A 22,357-nucleotide genomic window follows, 5' to 3' on the forward strand; every position below is an offset into this window, starting at 1 on the left:
CACCCCCGGCCCCGGCGTGACGTGCCGCTTCTGCCATTCCGGCGACACGCCCTGACCGGCCCCCCGCGCACAGCCCCTCCACGGGAACCGCCGCTCGCAGCCTCTGCGGGCAGGCCAAGCGGAGCCTGGGCAAGCCGCCCTCGAACGGCGGCTTGGCCCACCCCCCTTGCCACGTAGGCACGCTGGGGATGTCTGCGCCCGGCTGCATCTCCCGGCGGGGCAGGCTTGTTGTCACCGGCATGGGTTCCGGAGGGGTGCTGACGGCCTGGCTGTGCGAACGGGGGCTGGGCCGGTCCGGGGGCCCGTTGCCTGGTCAGCGTGGGGCGGGCAGGTGGGGGCGGGGCCTGCGGACGATGTCGGTCATCCTTTGTTGGCGCAAGCCTCCGCCTCCGCCAGGTACCGCGCCACCGGCCCCAAAGTGAGCATCCCGCTCGCTCCGCCCGCGTGTTCGAGGCGGGCGGCGCGCAGGGCCGTTGCCGCGCGGGCGGCGACCGGGCGCTGGCCGAGGCGGGCGGCGGCGTGGGCGGTCAGGCACCAGAGTGCCTCCTGCATGTGATCAAGGGGAGGTTCGGGCGTCATGGCCAGGGCGGCACGGGCCTCCTCGTCACGGTCGTGGGCGAGCAGGACCAAGGGGCGCGTCCAGGGGCGGTACGGGCCCCAGTCGAGAGCGGGATCGGTGGGCGCGGGACGGTCGTGCAGGAGACGTAGGCCCAGGAGGGCGAGGGCGAACAGGCCCCGGTGCACCCCCGGCATGCCCGCTGTCTCGGCGAGGGCGTCTTCGGCGGCGCGGTAGTGCGCCGCGGCCGTGGCGGCGGTCGGCCCGCCCGGTTCGGTGCTGCGGGCGGCCGTGACCCGGGCCCGGAACCAGCCGGTGAGTACGGGGACGAGAGAGGCCTCGGTGCTGACGGCGAGCCGCTCGGCGGCCTCGGCATGTGCGGTCGCGGCGTCGAGGTCGCCGAGAGCTGAGGCGGACTGCAGGCGGATGAGCCGGCCGAGCACGACGAAGTCCGGCAGCTCGTGCCGGGCGGCCACGTCGAGGATCTCGGCGCCGATCACGTCCCGTGCCGCCGCCAGCCCGGGCCGGGTGAAGGACTGGAGGAACACGCCGTTGAGAGCGAACACCAGCAGGGCTGGATCGCCCAGCTCCCTTGCCAGCGCCTCGGCCTCGCGCGCCGCCTGCCCGGCGCGCCTTTGTTCGATGGGGGACAGATCGGCGCTGCGGCTCTCGACCGCGACCGTGGCCAGCAGGCGGGCGCGCAATTCGGCAGGGCCGTCGGTGCCGAGTGCGGTGAGGGTACGCTCGGCCGCCGCGACGACCGCGCGAGACTGCTCGGGGTCGTCGGCCCGGCTCCAGAGGGCGGGCACGTCGTAGGCGCCGATGACGCGGGCGGTCAGGGCGATGTCTCCAGTGCGCTCCGCCGCCTGGACGGCGGCCAGGCGGTCGCGCCGCGAGTGAATGAGGGCGTCACCACCCGCCAGGGCCAGGATGCGGGCCAGTTCGACGGTGGTGCGCGGGCCGAGTCGTACGCCCGCGGTCCACACGGTGCGTGGGGGCTGGAGGGTCGCAGCTCCGCGGAGAATGTCCGTCTCCAGGCGCCGGAGGTCGGCACCGGGATCGAGCCCGAGCTGGTCCGCGAGCATCGTGCGGGCGCGGCGGAGGGTGGCCAGTGCGTCCGCCTGACGGCCTGCCCGGTGCAGTGCGCGAGCCAGCAGCCCCCAGGCCGGCTCACGCCACGGGTGTTCGGTGACGTGGGCGCCCAGTTCGGCGACCAGCTCGGCTCCTGTACCGGAGTCGAGGATGAGGCGGGCGCGCAGTTCCGCCCCCTCGAGCCTCAGCTCCTCCAGCCGGGCCCGTTCGCGCTGGGCCCACGCGGAGCCGGTCACGTCGGCGTAGGCGGGGCCGCGCCAGGTCGCGAGGGCCGCGTCGAGGTCGGTCAGCGCATCGGGGGTACGCCGGGCGCGGGCCAGGGCGTCCTCGAACCGGTGGACGTCCACGGTGTCGCGCGGCAGGCGCAGAGCATAGCCGGGTCCTTCCGTGACGAGGAGGCGCGGCGGGGTGCGGGGCGGCCGGCCAGGTTCGATGGCGCGGCGCAGCGCGGCGACGAACGTACGCAACGCACCCACGGCGCGTACCGGCGGCTCGGCCCACAGGTCCTCCACGAGGGTGTCGGTGGGGACCATCCGTCCCCCGGCGGCAACTAGCCGGGCGAGTACCTCGCGGTGGCGGGGTCCGCCCAGGTCGACCGGGGTGCCGTCGTCGTGGAGGGCCCGCATGGCACCGAGTACGTCGATTCGCATGCCTCCATCTTCCGTGCCGCGGGTCTGCGGCGCCGAAGCGTACTGATCGGCTGCTGATCGCCGTCGCCCACGCTGATTCCGTCAGTCCCCGGACCAGGGCTTTCGCCGGTCCCCCGACCCCAGGAATGGGCCTTTCATGACTCTCACCATCCCCGGTTTCGACCATGTCCGTCTGCCCGGCGCAGACGGAGTGGAGCTGGCTGCCGCCGTCGGCGGCAATGGCAGCCCGGTCGTGCTGCTGCACGGCTTTCCCCAGACCCACCTGATGTGGCGGCACGTCGCCGAGCGGCTCGTCGGCGAGCACACGGTGATCTGCCCCGACCTGCGCGGCTACGGCGCCAGTGACAAGCCGGCGGCCACCGGCCCCGAGATGTACTCCAAGCGCACCATGGCCGCCGATGTCGTCGCCCTGGCGGCGGCGCTCGGCCATGAGCGCTTCGCCCTGGTCGGCCACGACCGGGGCGCCCTGGTCGCCTTCCGCGCAGGACTGGACCATCCCGAGACCCTCACGCACCTGGGCATCCTCGACGTCGTACCGACCCTGGACATGTGGAACGTCCTGCACGGTGTCCCGGCAGCGGTCGGCTACCACCTGTTCCTCATGGCGCAGCCGCCGGGCCTGCCGGAGACGATGATCACCAACAGCGCCGAAGCCTTCTTCGGCTCCTTCCTCGACGCCTGGGCCGGTGACCCGGCCGCCATGCCGGAACCGGTCCGGTCCGCGTACCTGCGGGCCAGTGCCGCGGCCGTGCCGTCGATCGTCGCGGACTACCGCGCCTCGGCGGGCATCGACGTCACACACGACCAGGCGGACCAGGACGCCGGTTCCCAACTGGCCATGCCCGTGACGGTCGTCCAGCAGGACTGGGGCGCGCAACTGGGCTACGACGCCGCATCGGTCTGGCACGCCTGGGCGCCGGACCTGGACCACCGGCTGACCGACGCCGGGCACTTCATGGCCGAGGAGGCGCCCGACGAGATCACCGAGGCGATCCGCGCCCTGCTGCTCCGCTGAGCCCTCCACCCAAGCCATGAGAGGCGGCGGGCAGGTCCCGCGTTGCCGGCCACCGGACCGGCCCCGCGATCTGGTGGCCGGTGAACCGCCCGCCTGCCTAGGGTCTTGGGCGCTGCCCGGGAAAACCCGGCGCCGCTCACCAGGGCGTGGGCAGCGCCCTCCGGGCCTACGGCCGTATCCCTTCCACGGGCGGGCTTGGCCGGGGGCCGGGGGCCGGCAGTGGGTTCCCAAGCAGAACGATCGGCATGGTGACGACACGGACCGGATGGGCGTGGCCGGAGGGCAGCCGATGAGCGTCGTGGAGCCGGCCGTCCCTGCCCCGCACGGTCAGGCCATTTCGACGTAGCGGTGGACCCGGTCGAAGCGCCGGGCCGCCACGTCTCGGCGGCGGACCACCCAGTGGGCCACGCCGGAGTCCAGTTCCCTCACGTCGTCGCCGCACCTCCAGGTGGCCAGGAGAGCCCAGTCATCGGCGCCCTCTCCGTGGGCCGTGCCGCCCTGCTCGAAGGGACCGCCCTCCTCGGAACCACGGGCGTAGTGGACGGGGTCGTTCTGGGGCGAGACGGGGTGGCCGCCGATCTGCAAGGCCCAGGCAGGGCGGTGGCCGCCCACGTGCGCCCAGGCGTCGCTGAGTTCGTCGGCGAGTTCGAACTGCTCGTCCTCGGGGAAGTCGCCCCATCTGTCGAGGGCGAAGCTCTCCGGCATCTGCGCGCTCGGCTGGTGCCAGACCGTGCGGAGCTCACGCGGCTGGTACGGCTCGCGCCAGCTGTGTTCGAGGGGGCTCCGGGTTGTCGGGGTCCCGGCGGGGACGTACAGCACCGCGTCGGACACCTGTCCGCCGATGCCGTGCACATCGGTGCCGGAGAAGAGGAGCAGGTGGCCGTCGGCGGGAAGCGGGAGGCCATTGACGTCCGGCGGGAGAGCCGCGAGGTCGACGGAGGCCACGAAGTGATCGGACGGCCTCGGCACGCCGTGCGGCAGCATGGGGTCGCCGCCGATCTGGGCCACGAGGGGACCATCACCGCCCTCCGCCAAGTACACCGCCGGACGGGCGACCCGTATCCATTCCTCCACCTCCTCCGACGGCAGACCGCGGGATGCCGCCTCGGCCCGGAAGCGGTTCACTCTGTCCATGATCGCGTCGGTCACCGGGCCACCCTAACGGGCTCATGGACGGGAAGCGGCAGGACCGAACTCATTCGCATACACAGCATTTGGGCGCTACTGACCTTCGGAGCGTGATGTCGACAGGGACTGATGGTGTGCGCCCGGCGCGTGGCCGCCACCCACCCCAGGCCGCACACGAGTGCCATCACCATCGCGACCAGCATGTCGACGCGCGGCGCGGCAGCGGTGAACCGTACGACGGGAAGCAGGACCACCGCCGCCGCGCATATCAGCGCTGCCGTCCCCCATCCGCGTGTCCAGACTGTGGATCTCCCCATCCCCACATCCAATCCTGTCGACGGCCTTGAGAGGAGCCGGTCCACGTACGAGACCTGCTCCGGGCAGGAGTCGGTTCGGGTCCTCGCCCGTCCTGCGCATCGCGGGGATGGTGACCGCGTCCGGCCCCTGGCGGCTGCTCAGCCAGGTGAGGCGCCTGAGTCGATGATCCGATACCCCACACCGGGTGTGGTGGCGATGACCGAGGGGGCGCCGAGTTTGCGGCGCAGGCGGCTGATGGTCACCGTGACGGTGTTGGTGAACGGGTCGGCGTGTTCGTCCCACACCTGTTCGAGGAGGTTCTCCGTGCTGAGAAAGGCGGGGCTCGCGTCCAGGAGGGCTTCGAGTACCGCGAATTCCTTGACGGACAGGTCGAGTGGGCGGCCGTCGCGGCTGGCGGTGCGGCGCATCGGGTCGAGTTCGATGCCCGCCGTGCTCAGGGTGCGGGACCGGGCGGCGGGGCGGCGGCGGGCCAGGGCGCGGATACGCAGGACGAGTTCGGGAAAGTGGAAGGGCTTGGCGAGGTAGTCGTCGGCGCCCAGGGTCAGGCCGCTGACGCGGTCGCCGGGTGAGTCGGCGGCGGTCAGCATCAGGACCATCACGCGGCCGTCCTGCTCGGTGATCATCCGGCAGAGGGTGTCGCCGTGGATGCCTGGCAGGTCGCGGTCGAGCACGACGACGTCGTACGCGTTGACGTCCAGCTTGGCCGCGGCGTCGAGCCCGTCGTGGGCCACGTCCACGGCCATGCCCTGGTCGCGCAGTCCCTCGGCGACGACTTCGGCGAGGGGGCGGGCATCCTCGACCACCAGGACTCTCAACGCGCCACGCCCGTCCCTGTGCCGGCGGCTTCCGCCGTCTCCCTGCCGTCCGTACGGGGGAGGGTGATGGTGACGCGCAGGCCGCCGCCGGAGCGGGCGCGCAGGTCCAGGGTGCCGTGGTGGGCCCGGGTGATGGCCGCGACGATGGAGAGGCCGAGGCCGCTGCCGTGGCCGGTGCCGGTCCGGTCGGCGCCAAGGCGGCGGAAGGGCTGCGCGAGGTCCGCCACCCGCCGCTGGTCGAGGACCGGCCCGCTGGACTCGACGACGAGGGACACTGCGCCCGCGTCGTCTCCTTCGGCCCGTACCGCGACACTGATCCAGCCCCCGGGATCGTTGTGCGTGATCGCGTTGTCGACCACGTTGTCGGCCACGCGGCGCAGCAGCGTCCGGCTGCCCCACACCCACGCGGAGTCGTCGATCCGGCTCTCACGCACGGTAAGGCCCCTGGCCGCGATGTCCTGCGCCCGCCCGGTCAGGGCGGTCAGCGCGAGTCGGCCGAGAGAGAGGTGCGCCGAGTCGGTGAACTCGCCGTGCTGGGAGCGAGCCAGGACGAGGAAACCCTCCAGCAGCCGGTCCACCCGGTCGAGTTCGGCGCGCATCCGGACGGCCAGCGTGGCCGTGGCCTCGGGTACCGGGCCCGGCTTGGCGAGGGCCACGTCCAGGGAGGCCCGCATCGTGGTGAGCGGGGTGCGCAGCTCGTGGGAGGCGTTGGCGACGAAGAGGCGCTGGGCGTCGAAGGAGCCCTCCAGGCGGCCGAGGAGGTCGTCGATGGTGTCGGCGAGGTCCTTCACCTCGTCGCCGGGGCCGCCGATGGCCAGGCGTTCATGCAGGCTGTCGGCGGTGATCCGGCGGGTGGCCGCTGTCATCACGCGCAGCGGGCGCAGCACCCGGCCGGCGACGAACCAGCCGAGGCCCACCGAGATCACCGCCATGACGCCGAGGGCGACGGCGGAGCCGACCAGGATCTGCCGGGACCGGATGTCGTGCGCCTGGGCCAGTTGCTGCTCCAGCTCGTCGATGCGGCCCTGGGCCTGTGCCGCCGTGGCGGCCTGATAGGTGCCGCCATCGGGAGCGGTCCGGCTGGAGCGCGATCCGCCGGATGCCACCACGGCCACGATGGCGAGCAGCGCCGTTCCCGACAGCAGGAACAGAGTCACGTACAAGGCGGTGAAGCGGGTGCGGGCAGTGCCACGGCGCAGGCCGAGCCGGGCACTCAGGCCCGCGAGCCGTCGGCGCGGACCCCATGTCATCCGCATGCTCCCCCCTCGCCACCGCACCAGAACTCGTACCAGGACACGCACCGAACACGTACCAGGACACGCATCAGAACACGTACCGGCCCAGGCTAGACCGAGGCGCCTAACAGCGAGATGACAGTGGCCGTTCGGCCCCTGTAACTCGCTCCGCCACAGGGTGGGGCTCATGAGCGATGAGAGTACGAAGGCGACGATCGAAGTCATCGGCCTGCGTAAACGCTTCGGGCCACAGCTTGCCCTGGACGGGATGACATTCACCGTGAGGCCCGGACGGGTGACCGGCTTCGTCGGCCCGAACGGCGCGGGCAAGTCCACCACCATGCGCGTGATCCTGGGCCTTGACGCGGCCGAGGAGGGAAAGGCCCTGGTCGACGGGGTGCCGTACCGCACGCTGCGTCGCCCGCTGCGGCACCTGGGGGCACTGCTCGACGCCTCCGCGCTGCAGCCGAGCCGCACCGCCCGCAACCACCTGCTGTGGCTGGCCCACTCACAGGGCGTACCGGCCCGGCGGGTGGACGAGGTCATCGACCAGACCGGCCTGGGCACGGCGGCCCGGCGCAAGGCCGGCGGCTTCTCGCTGGGCATGCGCCAACGCCTGGGGATCGCGGCGGCGCTGCTCGGCGACCCGCCGGTCGTCATGCTGGACGAGCCGTTCAACGGCCTCGACCCCGACGGCATCGTGTGGATGCGCGGCTTCCTGTCGTCGCTGGCCCGGCAGGGCCGCGCCGTCCTGGTCTCCAGTCACCTGATGGGCGAACTCGAGGACACCGCGGACCATCTCGTGGTGATCGGCCGCGGCCGGGTCGTCGCGGACACCAGCGTGTCCGAGCTGCTCGCCGAGGTGTCCGGCGGCCGGGTCACCCTGCGTACCTCCGCCCCTGCGCGCGCCGCCCAGGTCCTGCACGGCGCGGGCGCCACCGTTCGCGCCACCGGCCCCGGCACCCTCGACGTCACGGGCCTGCCCGACGAGGAGATCGTGGCCCTGCTCGCCCGGAACGGGGTGCCGTTCTCCCAGGTGTCCACGCACCGGGCGACGCTCGAAGAGGCGTACATGGAGCTCACCCGGGACGCGGTGGAGTACCGGGGCATCCCGGCGGGGGAGGCCGCGCGATGACCGCCACCGTCCCCCCTCGCCCCCCGGCCCCGAGGCGCGCTGCGCAGAGTGGGTTCCTCAGGACGCTGCACGCCGAGTGGACGAAGTTCCGTACGGTACGCGGCTGGGTCCTCGCCATGGCGGGGGCGCTCCTGGCGACGATCGTGGTCGGCCTGCTCGGCACGGCCGCCCCCGCCCCCGGCGGTCGCGGCGCCGACTCCGCCACGTATCCGAAGGGCCCCGGCGGCGAGGCCGTCAACGACAGCTTCTACTTCGTCCACAGGACGCTCACCGGCGACGGCTCCCTCACCGTTGCCCTGCGCTCCCTGACCGGCGTGGCCGACACGGGAAACGGCAAGACGGCCCAGGGCGCCCAGCCTTGGGCGAAGGCAGGGGTCATCGTCAAGGAAAGCCTCACCCAGGGATCCCCGTACGCGGCGGTCATGGCCACCGGCGGCCACGGCGTGCGCATGCAGTACGACTACACCCACGACACGGCGGGCCCATCCGGCAGAATCACCCAGGAGTCCCCACGCTGGCTGCGACTGGTCCGCTCCGGCGACATCCTCACCGGTCACACCTCCACCGACGGCTCCCACTGGACCGAGGTCGGCCATGCCTAGCTGCCCGGGCTTGCGCGCACCGTGCGGGCCGGGCTCTTCGCCACGTCACCTCAGGCGAAGCAGGACACCGCGGCGGGCACGGGCTTCAGCCCCGCCGTGGCCACCGGCACCTTCGGCCCTCCCGGCCTCACCGGCGGCTGGTCCCCAAGTGCGTGGAGCGGCACACAGGTGGGTGGCGACGCGGGCACCTCCGGCAGCTACACGAACACCACCGAGGGCGGCTTCACCCGGACCGACGGCGGCGGGTTCACCGTGACCGGAGCCGGTGACATCGCACCCGTCGTCGGCGGGCCCGTCATGGGTGCCGGCTTCTCCGTCGAGAACTTCCTCGTCGGCACCTTCGCCGGGCTGATCGTGGTGATCGCCGTGGGCACGGTGTTCATCACCGGCGAGTACCGGAGAGGTCTGCTGCGTACGACCATGGCGTCAACCCCCCAGCGGGGCCGGGTGCTTGGCGCCAAGGCGCTGGTGGCCGGGGGTGTCGCGTTCGCCATCGGCCTGGTGGCCGCCGTGATCACCCTTCCCATCGGGGAACGCGGCGCGCGCGGCAGGGGCTTCCACGTCTTCCCCGTCACGTCGGCGACCGAAGTGCGCGTCATGGTCGGCACCGGCCTGCTCTGCGCAGCCGCCGCCGTGCTCGCTCTCGGCGCCGGTGCCCTGCTGCGGCGCAGCGGTACGGCGGTCGCCCTGGTCATCGCGTCGATCGTGCTGCCCTTCCTGCTCGCCACCTCCGGCGTACTGCCCCCGGCCGTCTCGGAGTGGCTGCTGCGGGTCACTCCGGCAGCGGGCTTCGCCATCCAGCAGACCCTGCCTCGGTACACGCAGGTGCTCAGCGTGTACGAGCCGTCGACCGGCTACTACCCCCTGGCGCCCTGGGCCGGCCTCGCCGTGCTGTGCGGATACGCGGCGCTCGCCTTCGGCCTGGCCGTGGTGCGGCTGCGCGGGAGGGACGTATGAGTCTCCTGGGCGGTGCACGAGGCACGAGCACGGCGGACGGCGCGTGGCGGGGGGACTTCGGCCGCGCCCTGCGCGCGGAATGGACGAAGCTGCGCACCGCGGGCGGCACGGGCAGGTTGCTCCTGCTCGCCGTCGCGCTGACCGTGGCCGTCGGCTGCGGCACCGCCAAGGCCGTGAAGTGCCCGGACTCGTGGTGCGGCCAGGACGCCGTCCGGCTCGCCCTGACCGGCGTCACCGTCGGGCAGGCGGTCATCGCCGTCGTCGCGGTACTGGCCGTCAGCGGCGAGTACGGCACCGGGATGATCCGCACCACGCTCACGGCGGTGCCCAACCGGCTCACCGTCCTCACCGCCAAGGCGACGGTCCTCACCACGGTCGTCCTGGCCTCCGGGACGGCTGCCATCCTGGCCTCCCTCCTCGCCGGCCGCTACATCCTCCCCGGCAACGGATTCACCGAGGCGCACGGCTACGCCCCGCTGTCCCTGGCCGACGGCCCGACCCTGCGCGCGGCCCTGGGCTCGGTCCTCTACCTGGTCCTGATCGCCCTGATCGGCCTCGGCGTGGCGACGGCGGTACGGGAGGCGGCGACCGCCATCGGGATCGTGCTCGGGCTGCTCTACCTCTTCCCGGTCGTCACCCAGGTGGTCAGCGACCCGGAGTGGCACCGCCACCTCCAGCAGATCGCGCCCATGACCGCCGGACTCGCGGTCCAAGCCACCGTCCACCTGCACGAGCTGCCCATCGGCCCATGGGCCGGCCTGGGCGTGCTCGCCACGTGGGCCGCGGCCGCGCTGCTGACCGGCAGCCTGCTGCTCCACAGGCGCGACGCGTAGCCGAAACGAGCCGACCACGAGCGCCCCACCGGCCACCCCGTCGCGCCCGACCGACCCAAGCGCCCGCACAGCGGCCCCGCCCGGCTCGGCGACCCACGCGCCGCGCGGCGCCCCAGCGACCCGCACCGGCCCATGAAGTCAGGAACCTGCCGGTTCATCAGCTACAGCTAGGGGAGACGGGTCGGGTTGTCGCTGTCGCCGGTCTCCGCAATGACGACCCATCGGTGCGCGAGGCGTCGGCATGCCTGGACGAGTTCGCGCGGGCGAAGGTCTGTGAGTTCGGCATCGAAGGTGGCAAGGATGCCGGCGATCCCAGCCCAGGACCAGGCGCCGAGAGTGAGTCGACAGTGCTCGCTGTCAAGGTGTTCGACGACCGAGCCGCCTGGCGCCCAGCGGGCGACGACGCCGGCGGGAAGGCGGAGTCGGGCGCTGCCGGTGCATGGCCAGGCGGCGGGGGTGTCCCCGCGGTCGTGGCTGCTCATGACGAACTGGGCGAGGTCGCCTCCGGGAAGCTCGCGTGCGGTGAAGCGGCGCGTCGTTGGGCGCGGGTGGAGGCGGTCGACGCGGCACACCCGCCACTCGTGGTCTGCGAGGTCGTAGGCGACCAGGTACCAACGACCGGCCCAGACGACCAGGTGGTGGGGCTCGATGCGGCGGGCGGGCAGGAAGTCGTCGTCGCCAGGTTCCGGGCGTGAGCCGTCGGCGCGCAGCGTTTCGGTGACGAGCACGTGGCGGCGGTGGACTGCGGCCCCCACGGCGGTGAGCGCGGTCGAGTCGATGGGTGGTGCGGAGAAGTCCCAGTAGTTCTGGAGCCTGGTCAGGCGCAAGGCTTCCATGGCCGCACGCAGCGGAGCGGGCATCACCTGTTCCAGGGCGCCCAGCGCCCTCGCCGCATCGTCCGCCAGGCCGAACACCGTGCTGGGCGCGGTCTGCAGAGCCACCGCGACCGCGAGGGCCTGATCGTCGTCGAACAGCAGCGGAGGAAGGGTGTGCCCGGCACCGAGCCTGTAGCCGCCGTCGGGACCGTGGACGGTGGTGATCGGGTAGTCGAGCTGACGCAGGGTCTCGATGTCGCGGCGGACGGTCCGCTCACTGACCCCGAGCCTGGTGGCCAGCTCACGCAGCGGCCACTGCCGGCGCGACCCGAGAAGAGACAACAGTCGCAACGCCCGTCGTGAAGTACTCGCCATCACCCCATCATGGCCAGTACTGGCCACTCCGTGTCCACTACCGCTGTCATCGTCGGTCCGCGAAAGCAACTGGTGGTGAAAGGGGACGATATGCGTGTCGTTGTGGTTGGGGGCGGGATCGGTGGGCTCGCGCTGGCGGCGGGGTTGCGTCGCCGAGGTTTCGAGGTGACGGCATTCGACCGCGACAGCGACGTTACGGCGACAGGCGGCTACCACATCACCCTGGACGAGCGGGCGCAGTCGGCGCTGCGGAAGCTGGTGGCGCCGACAATCATGGAGCGTCTGCTGGCGTCAGCCTCGGCACTGCGGCTGCGCGACCGCGACGCGTTCTGGGACCGCCGAGGCCGGCTCCTCGGCCACGGACCGGACCTCAGCAGTAATTCCGGCGTCGACATCGACCGCATCACCCTGCGCACCCTCCTGGCGGAGGCGGTCGGCGACGACCTGAACCTGGGGCGGACCGTGTCCGGCGTCGGCTACGACAAAGACGGCGCACCCCAGGTGCGGTTCACCGACGCCGCACCCGTCACGGCTGATCTGGTGGTGGGCGCGGACGGCGCCCACTCAATCGTCGCCCGGCACCTCGCCGGAGGCCCGACCAACAGCCCGGCCGGCATCATCGGGTTCTCCGGCCGCACGCCCCTCGCAGATCTGAGCCCTCGTGAACAGCGGCGGCTCGGCCCACGATCAGGGCTGGCACTAGGCCCTCGGGCCACGGCCCTCTACATCGGTTTCCTCGACCCGGTCGGCAACGCCGTCCTCGACGCACCAAAGTTGCGGATGTCCGTCACAACCGGACCCACCTATATCTGGGGCGGCATGTTCCCCGAATCCGTCATCACCGACGCTATGCGCGATGCCCGTGAGGGCGAGTTGCAGGCCGCGCTGGTTGACCGGTTCCGCGAGCGTGGCTGGGCCGAGCACACGCTCGAGGTCATCGCCCGCGCCGACCCACACAGCGTGGCCGCCTTCCGCTTCAACGCCGCCTCGACCCGCGCAGCCGACCTCGCGCCATGGCCCGCAGGCCAGATCACCGCGCTCGGCGACGCCGTCCACGCGACACCACCAACCGCCGGAATGGGCGCCGGCGCGGCCATCCGCGACGCCGCAGGCTTGCTCGACCAGCTCTGCGAAGCCGCCGACGGCGCCACCACTCTCACCATGGCCGTCAGCCGGTTCGAGGCAAGTATGCGCCAGCGCGGCAGCGAGGTCCTCACCCTGGCCATGCGAACAGTCCGCTTGATCCTGGCCACCGACACCACACTGGGTGCCGCCGCCACCGCCGCGACCACCCCGATCCTGGCCGCAGCCGTCCGGCTGCGCCGACGTCACTGACGATCGACGTCGGGGCACGCATTTTGCCTGCGCCGACGTGTGCAGACCCGCGTGCCGGTGTTCAGAAAGACTGGTGGCGCTGGGCGCCGACCGGTCCTCGCGCGTTCTGCCCCTGCGGGGTCGTCGAGTTCGAGATCCTCGTTGGATGAGCTGCCGCACGGTGACGCGTTCTTCCTCACGAGCCTTGAGCTCTGGACACGGCGTGCCCCCGTGCGGCCTTGCGATGCCGCGCACGGCTGATGAGGTGGCGGACCTTGGAGTCCTGGAATTAGTGCGCCGTGCGGCCCCGCGTGCTCGTGTTCGAGAACAGCACCGGCGAAGGGGCGGGATCCATGGATGTGTTCTGCGGGATCGACTGGGCGGAGGGGCATCACGACGTCGCGCTCGTGGACGGCACCGGCACGCTGCTGGCCAAGTGCCGCATCGGCGATGACCTGGACGGCTACCGCCTGCTGCTCGACCTCTTGGCGGAACACGGCGACACTGCCGAGACGCCGATCCCAGTGGCCATCGAGACCAGCCGCGGCCTGCTGGTCGCCACGCTGAGGCAGGGCCCCCGGCAGATCTTCGCGGTCAACCCGATGGCGGCCTCCCGCTACCGTGACCGCCACGGCGTGAGCCGCAAGAAGTCCGACCCCGGCGACGCACTCGTGCTCGCCAACATCATCTGCACGGACATGCCGATGCACCGGCGCTGGCCGCCGACACCGACCTGGTTCAGGCGGTGGTTGTCCTAGCCGGAGCCCAGCAGGACGCGGTCTGGAGCCGATAGCAGCTCTGCAACCAGCGCCGTTCGCTGCTGCGTGAGTACTTTCCGGCGTTCCTGGAGGCGTTCAAGGACAAGCAGGGAGGCCTGGCCCGCGCTGACGCCCGTCGAATCCTGGCGGTGGCACCGACGCCCGCGCTGGCTGCCAAGCTGCCGCTCTGGCGCCTGACGGCCATGAGGAAGCGGGCCGGCCGGCGCATGAACGTCGAGGCCGATGCTGAGCGGCTGCAGCAGCTCTTCCGCCGGGAGGTGCCCCACCAGGTCCCGCTGGTCTAAGAAGCGATGAGCAAGCAGGCCGCGGCCCTGCTGCAGATGGACGCCGCCTGCTGAGCAGTCGCCGATCTCGGCGAGGCCGCTGAGGAAGCCTTTCGAGCCCACCCAAACGCCCCGATCATGCTGAGCTTCCCTGGCATCGGCGCCCAGATCCGCGCACGGATCCTGGCAGAGATCGGGGACGACCGCACGCGGTTCGCCACCGCCGGAGGACTGAAGGCATACGCGGGCGCGGCCCCCATCACCCGGGCCTCCGGCAAGCGCCACTACGTCGGGCGCCGGTTCGTCAAAACCAACCGCCACAACCACGTCGGCCACCCCTGAGCCTTCGCCTCCCTCAGCGGTTCGTCCGGCGCGGACGCCCACTACCGGCGCCGACGGACCACTGGGGACTGGCACATGCAGGCTCTGCGGCACCTGTTCAACCGCATGCTCGGCCAACTCCATCACTGCCTCTTGGCGCGGGTCCCTTTGATGAAGCGATCGCTTTCCCCGCAGAGCCCCAACCAGCAGGAACAGCCACCGCATGAAGCAGAACGGGGCAGCTTGTCCCGGGGCGGCGGCGGAGACGATCATTCGGTCATGAGACCCGAAGTGCAGACGTTCGTCGCCGACGGACCGCTTCCGGACTGGGACGCAAGCGAGGAAGAGATCGACCGGCGTGAACGCCAACTGACGGCGATCTCCCGCCCTGTCACGTCCGAAGAGGCCGCTGCCCTGGCCACCTGCTTCGGCCCCGACGACTGCTACGGCGTCGCCTGGACGCTCGTGCACTTGATCGAGACGGCTCCCCATCCGTTGCCGCCGTGGGAGGACCCGGGTCCGGAAGCTGGCGACTGGGCCGAAGTTCTGCGCGGGCGATGGGGCGGCGGACCCCCTGCGGCCTGACGGCTTAGCTGCATGAGTGTCTTCCCCACGCGATAACCGAGCGAAGAAGCCGGCTGGCTTGCTGGCCGGGGCGCCATGGTGTGGGCGACCCTGGGGGCGTGGGCAGTGCGCCGGTCGTTGTGCACCGGCCGTCGCAGTCCGGCGGCCGACGGGTCACCCTGCACCGGCACGGCTGGGACGAGAGCCTGGGCCTGGCGCAGTCCGACCACGACCTGGTCCTCTTCCTGGAAGCGGCTGGAGCGATCGACCCGGACAGGGTGCTGGATGACCCGCGCTGGGTGGAGTGGCGCGGGGGTCAGCCCCATCAGTGGAGCGCCGCCTGACGCAGCTCCGCAGCGCTGTGTGGGGTGGTGAGGGCCCTCGCCGGGCGGGCTAGGGCCCTCAAGCGCGCTTGCCGTGGGGCGGATCATGCACGCGTCGCTCAGCACGACGATCCGGGTGGCGGCAGGGCACGCCGGCCGCGCCCGAACCCGTCTCCGTCGTTGCGCCGGGCCGGTGGTGGTCTCCGATTCAGCCTGCTTCATCTGCTCCTCCAGCCGGGCCCGGCGCTCGTCGACGAGTTCGCTTACCTTGTCGAGCGCTTCGCGCTGCCCCTCAGCACAGTTGCGCGCGGACGCGGCGGCGTATTCCCGCTGCGCTGCATCTGCGCCCTCGGCCTCCTCGCCGGTCGCCGAGAGATCCGCAAAACGAGGCCTACGAGCGCCTGGAACAGCGCCACCTGCGGCGAGATGGTGCTCACGTCATCGGAGGAACCGGCTGATCGGCTGGACCACAGGGTGTGTTCCGCCAAGTCGCTGCGCCGGTAGAGGGGGCGGAGCTACGGTCCTGTCAGACGGTCGCAAGCAGGGGGGCGTGATGTTGGACGAGGCTCTGACAGTACTGGCCGCAGCAGGCGGCGCCGCGGTGGTTCAGGCCGCAGGCACCGACGCGTGGGCGGGGTTCCGCCAGGCGCTGGCGCGCTGGTTCGGCGGCGAGGACTCCGCTCGTGAGCGGGCGGAGCTCGAACGCCTGGACCACACCGCCACCGGCCTCCGGGAAACAGCCCCAGAGGGATCCGAAGAGGCTCTGATCCGACAGGAGGCGTTCTGGCAGGGCCGTATCGAAGCCGCCCTGGAACTCCTAGGAGACGCGGAGCGTGCCCTGGCCGCCAGCCGCCTTCGTACGCTACTGGCCCAGCACGCCCCGCCGAACCGGATGTCGGCCGGAACAGGCGGCCTGGCCGTGGGCGGAAACGCCGAAATCCGAGCTGGTGACCGCTCGGTCGCCGCCGGTGTGGTCAACGGAGGGGTGCACTTCGACCCCCCTCCGGCGCCGGATCCGTCCAAGGGCTGAACGGACCCGCCGCACCAAGCCCACCCCCGGTGCCGTATCCCGAGGGCAACGGGGTGCCGCACAACGTCACCGCGCCGGCAACGGTGGCCTGGCGGTCGGCCACGTCGGCCAGGTCGCCTACTACACAGCCCCCCGTCCAGCCGTCAGATGGCCCCATCAGGTTGGGGCGCTGCCCCGGCAAGCCGACTCCTTCCAAGACCGTGCCGCCCTGGTCCGGCAGATGGAGCGGCCGAGCGCCGACGGAGGCGTGGGCGTGCCGTGCCACGTGCTGGCCGGAACCGGAGGCGTCGGCAAGACCCAGCTCGCCGCGCACCACGCCCGCCGCGCCTGGGCCGACGGTTCGGTGGACCTGCTGGTGTGGGTCACTGCCACCACACGCGAGGCGATCACCGCGGCGTACGCACAGGCGGCGGTGGACATCCTGGGAGCCGACCCCACCGACCCTGAGCGCGCCGCCACCGCGTTCCTGGCCTGGCTGGAGCCCAAACGAGCCACGTCCGCCGACAACGCCGCCCCGCCCCGCTGGCTGATCGTCCTGGACGACGTGGCCGACCCCTCCGACCTGCGCGGTCTGTGGCCACCCACCAGTCCCAGCGGGCGCACCCTGATCACTACCCGCCGCCGGGACGCAGCACTGACAGGCGGCGGACGTCGGCTGGTTCCGGTGGGCCTGTTCACACCCCTCGAAGCCGCCGCCTACCTCACCGATGTACTCGCCTCGCACCACCACCGACAGCCCGTCGACCAGATCGCGGCCTTGGCGGAGGACCTCGACCACCTTCCGCTCGCCCTCTCCCAGGCCGCTGCCTACATCGTCGACGCGAATCTGGACTGCGCCACCTACCGCGGCCGTCTCGCTGATCGGGCCCGTTGCCTCGCCGACGTACTACCGGAACCCACCGGCCTGCCCGACGACCAGACGGTCACCGTCGCGGCCGCCTGGTCGCTGTCCGTCGAACGGGCGGACCGCCTCCGGCCCGTCGGCCTGGCCCGCCCCATGCTCTGGCTGGCCGCTGTGCTCGACCCCAACGGCGTACCGCACGCCGTGCTGACCGGCCGGACGGCTCGCGCCTATCTTGCCCGGCACCGCACCCGTACCGGACAGCAAGAGCCCAACCCGGAGCCAGGGACCGAGGTGTCCGTGCAGGACACCGCAGAAACCCTGCGCGCCCTGCACCGCCTCAACCTGGTCGACCACACGCCCGGCAGCCGCTACCGCGCGGTCCGCGTTCACCAGCTCGTCCAGCGCTCTGCCCGCGACCAGATGACCGCGCATGCCCGGGACGAACTCGTCGTCACCGCCGCCAACGCCCTGATGGCAGCCTGGCCGGTACCCGACCGCGACGTGCTTCTGGCCCAGACACTGCGGGCCAACACGTCGGCGCTGCGCCACTGGGGTGAGGAGGCGCTGTACCGGCCGGAACCGCACCCCGTGCTTCTACGCGCCGGGAACAGTCTCGGTGCGAGCGGACAGGTCACCGCCGCGTACAGGCACTACCGTAAGCTGGTCCGCTCGGTCCGTGCCCGGCTCGGACCCGACCACCCCCGGACCTTGGCCGTGCGACACGAACTCGCCCGCTGGCAGGGCTCGACGGGGGACGCGCTCGGCGCAAAGGCCGCGTTCGAGGAGCTGCTGGCCGACCGCGTCCGCATCCTGGGTGAGGAGCACGCCCAGACCCTCACCACCCAGCACAGCCTGGCGTACTGGCGAGGGCAGACAGGAGACACCATCGGTGCCATCGTCGCGTTCGAAGATCTTCTCGCGACGAGAACGCGATTGCTCGGGTCGAGTCATCCCCGTACGCTCACCACACGGAGCAGTCTTGCCTCCTGGCGGGGAATGGCCGGCGACATCAAGGGCGCACTGGCCGCCATCGAAGAGCTGTTCGCCGATCAGATGAGCACGCTGGCGCCGGACCACACGCACGTCCTCGCCACCCGCCACAACCTCGCCTACTGGCGCGCGATGTCGGGGGACGTACTCGTTGCGATCACCGCGTTCGAGGAGCTGGTTTCCGACCGAGTGCGCGTCCTGGGCCAGGACCACCCTTTGACGATGATGACCCGGTACGAACTGGCTCGCTGGCAGGTCCGGGCGGGGGATGTGCACAGCGCGAAGACCGCGTTCGAGGAGTTGCTGGCCGATCGGCTGCGTGTGCTGGGTCCGGATCATCCGCAGACCCTGACCACACGCGATGAGCTGTCTCGGTGGCAGGGGCAGTTGGGCCAAGGGCCCCCTGAGCACTGAAGGCCGGTGTGGAGAGGTATTCGGCTGTCCGGCTGTCGCCGGTCAGTGGTTCTGAGCAGGGGGCTGTGCTGTGGCCTGTGGTTTCGCACCTTGGTCGGGTGCGCTCGGGCTGGGGTCGCTTGCTGAAGCTGCGTTGTGGGTGGAGCGTTGGGTCGTTTGATCTGGGTTTTCTCAACTGGTGTGGTGGGCTGTTCAGGTCGATTGGGCGCTGTGCAGTTTGAGTGGGTGTGGAGTGCTGCCTGGCCGTGGCGTGGCTGGGTGAAGGGGATATGGTGTGGGGTGTGGTGCGCTGTGGGTGAAGGGCAGGCGTGGCGCTGGGAGAGTGGCGGGGCCGGGTCTGGGGGTGACGGCTGTGCCGCTGACCGCTGCTGGCCGCTTGCGTCAGCGGTGTGTGCCTGGGCGTGCCCCATCTTCACGGTGACCCGAGTGTTGGGGTGTCGTGTGCGCCTGTTTCTGGGGTCTGAAGGTTGGTGTGGATACGGGTGAAGCCGATGCCCTGCCCGTGAGAGGGCATGGGGACCGGGGTGCGCCAACACCCGGCCCTGTTCCCTGGTGCGCCGGTTGGAGCCAGTAGCAATCAGGGCTGGCGGCGGTCTCGGTTGAACCGGAACCGCGCCTGTGATGAGAAGTCTGCCTCCAGAATCGTGATCACCCCCTGTGTAGAGGGTACGGAATGACCATCGTTCGCTCGGTAAGCGGCCGGTCCAGCAGCGCGGTCAGCTCGCCGCCCACAGCGCGTGGTAGACGGCGGGCAGAGTCTGGATCGGCACGAAGCTGCGCGGGGCGGATCCCGACCATGCAGCGCGGGTGGCGATAGCAACCCAGCGCACATTGGCCACCACCACGGGATCATCAACGGCCCCGATCCGGTACTCCCACCACTGCGGACCCTTCCTAGCCCCACTGTGCGAGACGATCGGCCAGGACCTCGAGCATGGCCTCGCCGCCCGCGGCTACGCGATGTCTGGCGACCGTCGCTCCTTGCGGCGTCGCGCGCGGCAACAGATTTGGGGAGGGCGCGGAAGCCGGTGCGGCCGAATATTCACGGGAGGCCTTGGGCAGAGCACACCTTGGGTCGAACTGCGAGCCAATAGCCCCACAACTCCGGAGGCAGCGCGATGAACGATCACGTAGTGACGGCGTTGATCTCCGGCCTCGTGGCGCTGCTGGTGGCTGGCGTCAGCGGGCTGCTGACGTTGGTGCAGATTCGCCGGGAACGCCGGAAGTGGCTGACGGACCTCAAGGTGGCCTGGGCGCTGGAGAACCACAAGACGCGCCCTGCGTCCTACCCTGATGCCTTCGCCGTTCTCCAGCGTCTGTCGCATGGCGGTGCCGAAGCTGTGACGCCGCTGGCCGCCGCCAGGGTCGCGGCCGAGCTGAACGACTAGTTGTACTCCACGGGTGGCATGTGCGCCGATGCCGCCACCCGTGGTGCGCTTCTGGGTCTGCGTCAGCGCTGCCGCAGGTGGGCCAAAAGGGGAGGCCGACGGCCTGATGATCTCTACACCTGGCGCAATCTGGCGCTCGCGTTCCTCCGACGCGATCTCGACATTGTGGGGCTCGAGACCTATGAGCCCGACCCAGACACCACAATGCTGAAACAGCTGCAGCAGGAGCTGGAAGCCTCATTGAGGTCTGATACTCGTTCCGTGAGACGGTGATGAAGCGTTACGTACGCCTCACCCTCGTGTGCCACCAGCGAAGACTTCGGCTGGAGACATGAAGCCCCGCTCGCTCGCCGGGGGCGCGGCGCAGGCGCATACCGGGCTGTCCTCGAAGGATTTCAGTGTGGTCAGGGCTGGCAGGTCTGCGCTGACTGATCGGGAGGTCGCCCGACGCCTCCACACCGGCACAGCACACCCCCACCTCGCGGTCCAGCTTGCTACCGCATGCTTCACCGCCGCCTCGACCACCCAGCTGGCCACCGCCCGCCTCCTGGGCCGCCGATTGCCCGGCGTCCGCATGGCTGGGGTGCAAATCCCCTGGACCAACCTGCATTTCTCCTGGACACCGCGACCGATGGCACCGCGCTGTGGCCGCCGCCATCGCCTTGGCCAACAGCGTCCACGGCTGTGGTCAGGGAGAAACGCGCCGCACCATCCGTTCGTTCGGGTCGTGCGATACGCGCCAGAGAGGTGGAGGGGGCTGGACGTGGCCGCAGGGGTGGCCCGGTGGTACCTCAGCTCGACTTGAGCCCGACTGCAGTCACTGCGCCGATCACCGCGCCGAATAGCACCAACGAGTTGACCAAGGCCACGAAAATGGCTGAACCCATCTGACGCCACTCGAGCTTGGAAATCAGCACCGAGATCACGCCGAAGAGCAGACAGGCCACCAGCGGAACTGCCCGATCACCGGTCCAACCCCACTCGGTCAACTGCAGCGCCTTCCACGCCGCCACGATCGCCCCGGTCATCGCTGAGAAGTTGGTAAACGACTGCACAGTGATGAAGTCGCTGACCTCCTTGGAGCCAGCGGTGGCAGGAGTATTCCCGTCCTGTGGTGACTCTTTGGTGCTCGTGGTCAGAAACGCGCGGGCAGCCACGACCTGGCTCCTTCCTGCTCGATCGCGAACGCGCCATGGGATCTATGCGGCCGGTGGCGTCCAAGTGCTGACCCACGGCCACCATGCGCTTCATCGCTGTGCCTGCCTGCTTGGTTGGTGGTGTCAGGTGCCACCACCCGTTCGCCTCCACCGGCCGGCTTGCGCCTAGGCATGCTCGGATTAGCCATATATGGAGTCCTATCAACCTTCCCTGTCCTACCCAGGCTGCCAAGCCGACTCCGAGGGCGTTGTCAACCTCCTGGGCGAATGCCACGGCAACGCACGTACTGTCGACAGCCCCTGCGATTTCAGCCGGATCGTCAGGATGCTACGTCCCGGACGCACCGCATCGGCATCGAAGCCGCACAGCCAGCACCTGATGGCAGATTATGTTCTGTTGCCGCAGGTTCATCCGGCGTATCATGATGGGTACACGTCTGGTACACTTAGGGACCGTGCTGCCGGCTGGCTACGATGCGCGCTGCACGGGCGGCAGCACGGTGACGCTCTACGGCCGCCACAACGTCCGCCAGGGCTGTATGACCCACACCGTGCCCACTTGGGCACGCGTGCTTCTGAGAGCCGTGGCGTTCACTCATCTCCTGGCCGCCGGCACCAGGAACGACCGCCTGTACATCGATCCCATGGGCTCGACAGGGCTATCACTCCTCACCGACTTCGCCGAACAGTGCAGACTCCGCCCACCCCAGCCACCACGCCCCAGGCGACGCAAGAACACCCGCAGAAAGCCACTGCCGCCGACCGTGTGGCCCCTGAGCAACGCCCACCACCACCTGCCCTGGACCAAGCCCGAAGACATGCAGGGCTGCCCCCAGCCATCCGGCAGGTGAACCGGTGCTGCGCCAGGACACTTGTCCAGGTGGCGCGTTGTGCGACGCTGCGAGTTCACCCGTGCGGGAGGTACCAGACACGGTCTCTCCGGGCCTACTCTCTACGGGGGCTGCCAGTTACGGGCGCCGGCCGGTGAGACGCGGCTCCACTCGTCCGGTGACAGCGATACGGAGTCCCATTCCCGGGAGTCGTGATCCTTCCCAAAATACATCCGCATCAGATTTTGAAGCAACGAGGTCAGGCCCCTGCACAGTGGCCTAACTCGTCTGCCACCCTGACGGCCAGTCAGCAGCTCGGCCCGACTCCACTCCTACTGCCAGCACGGGCCGCAAGGCCTGCAATCGTGCCGCGCGAAGCACGGCACGCCCGATGACGGCGGAGGTCACCGCCCAAAGAGATAGCGCAGCAGTCTCGTAGAGCGGGGAGCGAAGCGAGCCGCTTTCCGCTCCTGCGCAGCGTGGGGAGCGTTCGCTGGCTTCGGGCTACGGCCGGAGGAACCGCCGAGCGAAGCGAGGGGTCTCCCTAGGCTCCGCGAAGCGGAGCCGTCCACGGCCGAGCGAAGCTCGGCCGTTCGTTGGCGCAGCGCGCAGCG

17 protein-coding genes and 1 pseudogene are annotated in these 22,357 nt (G+C 70.9%); 12 read left to right on the forward strand and 6 right to left on the reverse strand.

What is annotated here, in order from left to right:
• Positions 1 to 360: 360 nt before the first annotated feature.
• Entirely contained in the window at positions 361 to 2,298 is a 1,938-nt protein-coding gene (locus ACZ46W_RS34325; RefSeq protein WP_468346126.1) for a BTAD domain-containing putative transcriptional regulator, read from the reverse strand.
• Positions 2,299 to 2,434: 136 nt separating this feature from the next.
• Here ACZ46W_RS34325 and ACZ46W_RS34330 point away from each other — a divergent pair, with 136 nt between their 5' ends.
• Positions 2,435 to 3,313: an alpha/beta fold hydrolase gene (locus ACZ46W_RS34330; RefSeq protein ID WP_468346128.1), complete on the forward strand. Its 879-nt coding sequence runs from the start codon at positions 2,435 to 2,437 to the stop codon at positions 3,311 to 3,313.
• A 327-nt stretch (positions 3,314 to 3,640) separates the two neighbouring features.
• Here ACZ46W_RS34330 and ACZ46W_RS34335 read toward each other — a convergent pair whose 3' ends face one another.
• The 3 genes from ACZ46W_RS34335 to ACZ46W_RS34345 all read right to left on the reverse strand — a co-directional run bounded on the left by ACZ46W_RS34335 (position 3,641) and on the right by ACZ46W_RS34345 (position 6,824).
• The gene (locus tag ACZ46W_RS34335; protein ID WP_468346130.1) at positions 3,641 to 4,462 is read right to left on the reverse strand and encodes a DUF1963 domain-containing protein; all 822 of its coding nucleotides are present in this window, start codon (positions 4,460 to 4,462) and stop codon (positions 3,641 to 3,643) included.
• Between the two features lie 434 nt (positions 4,463 to 4,896).
• Positions 4,897 to 5,574, reverse strand: a complete 678-nt coding sequence (locus ACZ46W_RS34340) for a response regulator transcription factor (protein WP_468346132.1) — start codon at positions 5,572 to 5,574, stop codon at positions 4,897 to 4,899.
• Positions 5,571 to 6,824 carry a sensor histidine kinase gene (locus ACZ46W_RS34345; protein ID WP_468346134.1) on the reverse strand — a complete coding sequence of 418 codons (1,254 nt, stop codon included), beginning with the start codon at positions 6,822 to 6,824 and terminating at the stop codon, positions 5,571 to 5,573. The genes ACZ46W_RS34340 and ACZ46W_RS34345 overlap by 4 nt, the downstream gene beginning before the upstream one ends.
• Before the next feature lie 172 nt (positions 6,825 to 6,996).
• On the opposite strand from ACZ46W_RS34345, the gene ACZ46W_RS34350 reads away from it, so the two are divergent.
• The 4 genes from ACZ46W_RS34350 to ACZ46W_RS34365 are packed head-to-tail and all read left to right on the forward strand — an operon-like array spanning position 6,997 to position 10,336.
• Positions 6,997 to 7,944 (forward strand): ATP-binding cassette domain-containing protein, encoded by a 948-nt coding sequence (locus ACZ46W_RS34350; RefSeq protein ID WP_468346136.1) that lies wholly within the window; start codon positions 6,997 to 6,999, stop codon positions 7,942 to 7,944.
• Entirely contained in the window at positions 7,941 to 8,546 is a 606-nt protein-coding gene (locus tag ACZ46W_RS34355; protein ID WP_468346138.1) for a hypothetical protein, read from the forward strand. The genes ACZ46W_RS34350 and ACZ46W_RS34355 overlap by 4 nt, the downstream gene beginning before the upstream one ends.
• 21 nt (positions 8,547 to 8,567) lie before the next feature.
• Complete coding sequence (locus tag ACZ46W_RS34360; RefSeq protein WP_468346140.1) at positions 8,568 to 9,503, forward strand: hypothetical protein; 936 nt, start codon at positions 8,568 to 8,570, stop codon at positions 9,501 to 9,503.
• On the forward strand, positions 9,500 to 10,336 hold the full coding sequence (locus ACZ46W_RS34365) for an ABC-2 transporter permease (protein WP_468346142.1): 837 nt from the start codon (positions 9,500 to 9,502) through the stop codon (positions 10,334 to 10,336). The genes ACZ46W_RS34360 and ACZ46W_RS34365 overlap by 4 nt, the downstream gene beginning before the upstream one ends.
• Positions 10,337 to 10,503: 167 nt before the next feature.
• Here the strand turns inward: ACZ46W_RS34365 and ACZ46W_RS34370 are convergent, their stop codons facing one another.
• Complete coding sequence (locus ACZ46W_RS34370) at positions 10,504 to 11,526, reverse strand: helix-turn-helix transcriptional regulator (RefSeq protein ID WP_468346144.1); 1,023 nt, start codon at positions 11,524 to 11,526, stop codon at positions 10,504 to 10,506.
• Between the two features lie 30 nt (positions 11,527 to 11,556).
• On the opposite strand from ACZ46W_RS34370, the gene ACZ46W_RS34375 reads away from it, so the two are divergent.
• The 7 genes and pseudogenes from ACZ46W_RS34375 to ACZ46W_RS34405 all read left to right on the forward strand — a co-directional run bounded on the left by ACZ46W_RS34375 (position 11,557) and on the right by ACZ46W_RS34405 (position 19,756).
• Entirely contained in the window at positions 11,557 to 12,861 is a 1,305-nt protein-coding gene (locus ACZ46W_RS34375; protein WP_468346146.1) for an FAD-dependent oxidoreductase, read from the forward strand.
• Positions 12,862 to 13,193: 332 nt separating this feature from the next.
• A pseudogene (locus ACZ46W_RS34380) lies at positions 13,194 to 14,430 on the forward strand (IS110 family RNA-guided transposase).
• A 52-nt stretch (positions 14,431 to 14,482) separates the two neighbouring features.
• Positions 14,483 to 14,788, forward strand: a complete 306-nt coding sequence (locus tag ACZ46W_RS34385; protein ID WP_468346148.1) for a hypothetical protein — start codon at positions 14,483 to 14,485, stop codon at positions 14,786 to 14,788.
• A 98-nt stretch (positions 14,789 to 14,886) separates the two neighbouring features.
• Positions 14,887 to 15,111 carry a hypothetical protein gene (locus tag ACZ46W_RS34390; RefSeq protein WP_468346150.1) on the forward strand — a complete coding sequence of 75 codons (225 nt, stop codon included), beginning with the start codon at positions 14,887 to 14,889 and terminating at the stop codon, positions 15,109 to 15,111.
• Between the two features lie 532 nt (positions 15,112 to 15,643).
• On the forward strand, positions 15,644 to 16,120 hold the full coding sequence (locus tag ACZ46W_RS34395) for a hypothetical protein (protein ID WP_468346152.1): 477 nt from the start codon (positions 15,644 to 15,646) through the stop codon (positions 16,118 to 16,120).
• A gap of 220 nt (positions 16,121 to 16,340) precedes the next feature.
• Positions 16,341 to 18,368: a tetratricopeptide repeat protein gene (locus tag ACZ46W_RS34400; RefSeq protein WP_468346154.1), complete on the forward strand. Its 2,028-nt coding sequence runs from the start codon at positions 16,341 to 16,343 to the stop codon at positions 18,366 to 18,368.
• A 1,118-nt stretch (positions 18,369 to 19,486) separates the two neighbouring features.
• The gene (locus ACZ46W_RS34405) at positions 19,487 to 19,756 is read left to right on the forward strand and encodes a hypothetical protein (RefSeq protein WP_468346156.1); all 270 of its coding nucleotides are present in this window, start codon (positions 19,487 to 19,489) and stop codon (positions 19,754 to 19,756) included.
• Positions 19,757 to 20,547: 791 nt separating this feature from the next.
• Here ACZ46W_RS34405 and ACZ46W_RS34410 read toward each other — a convergent pair.
• Positions 20,548 to 20,913: a hypothetical protein gene (locus tag ACZ46W_RS34410; protein WP_468346158.1), complete on the reverse strand. Its 366-nt coding sequence runs from the start codon at positions 20,911 to 20,913 to the stop codon at positions 20,548 to 20,550.
• Between the last annotated feature and the right edge of the window lie 1,444 nt (positions 20,914 to 22,357).

Source organism: Streptomyces sp. NPDC031064 (genome assembly GCF_055570965.1).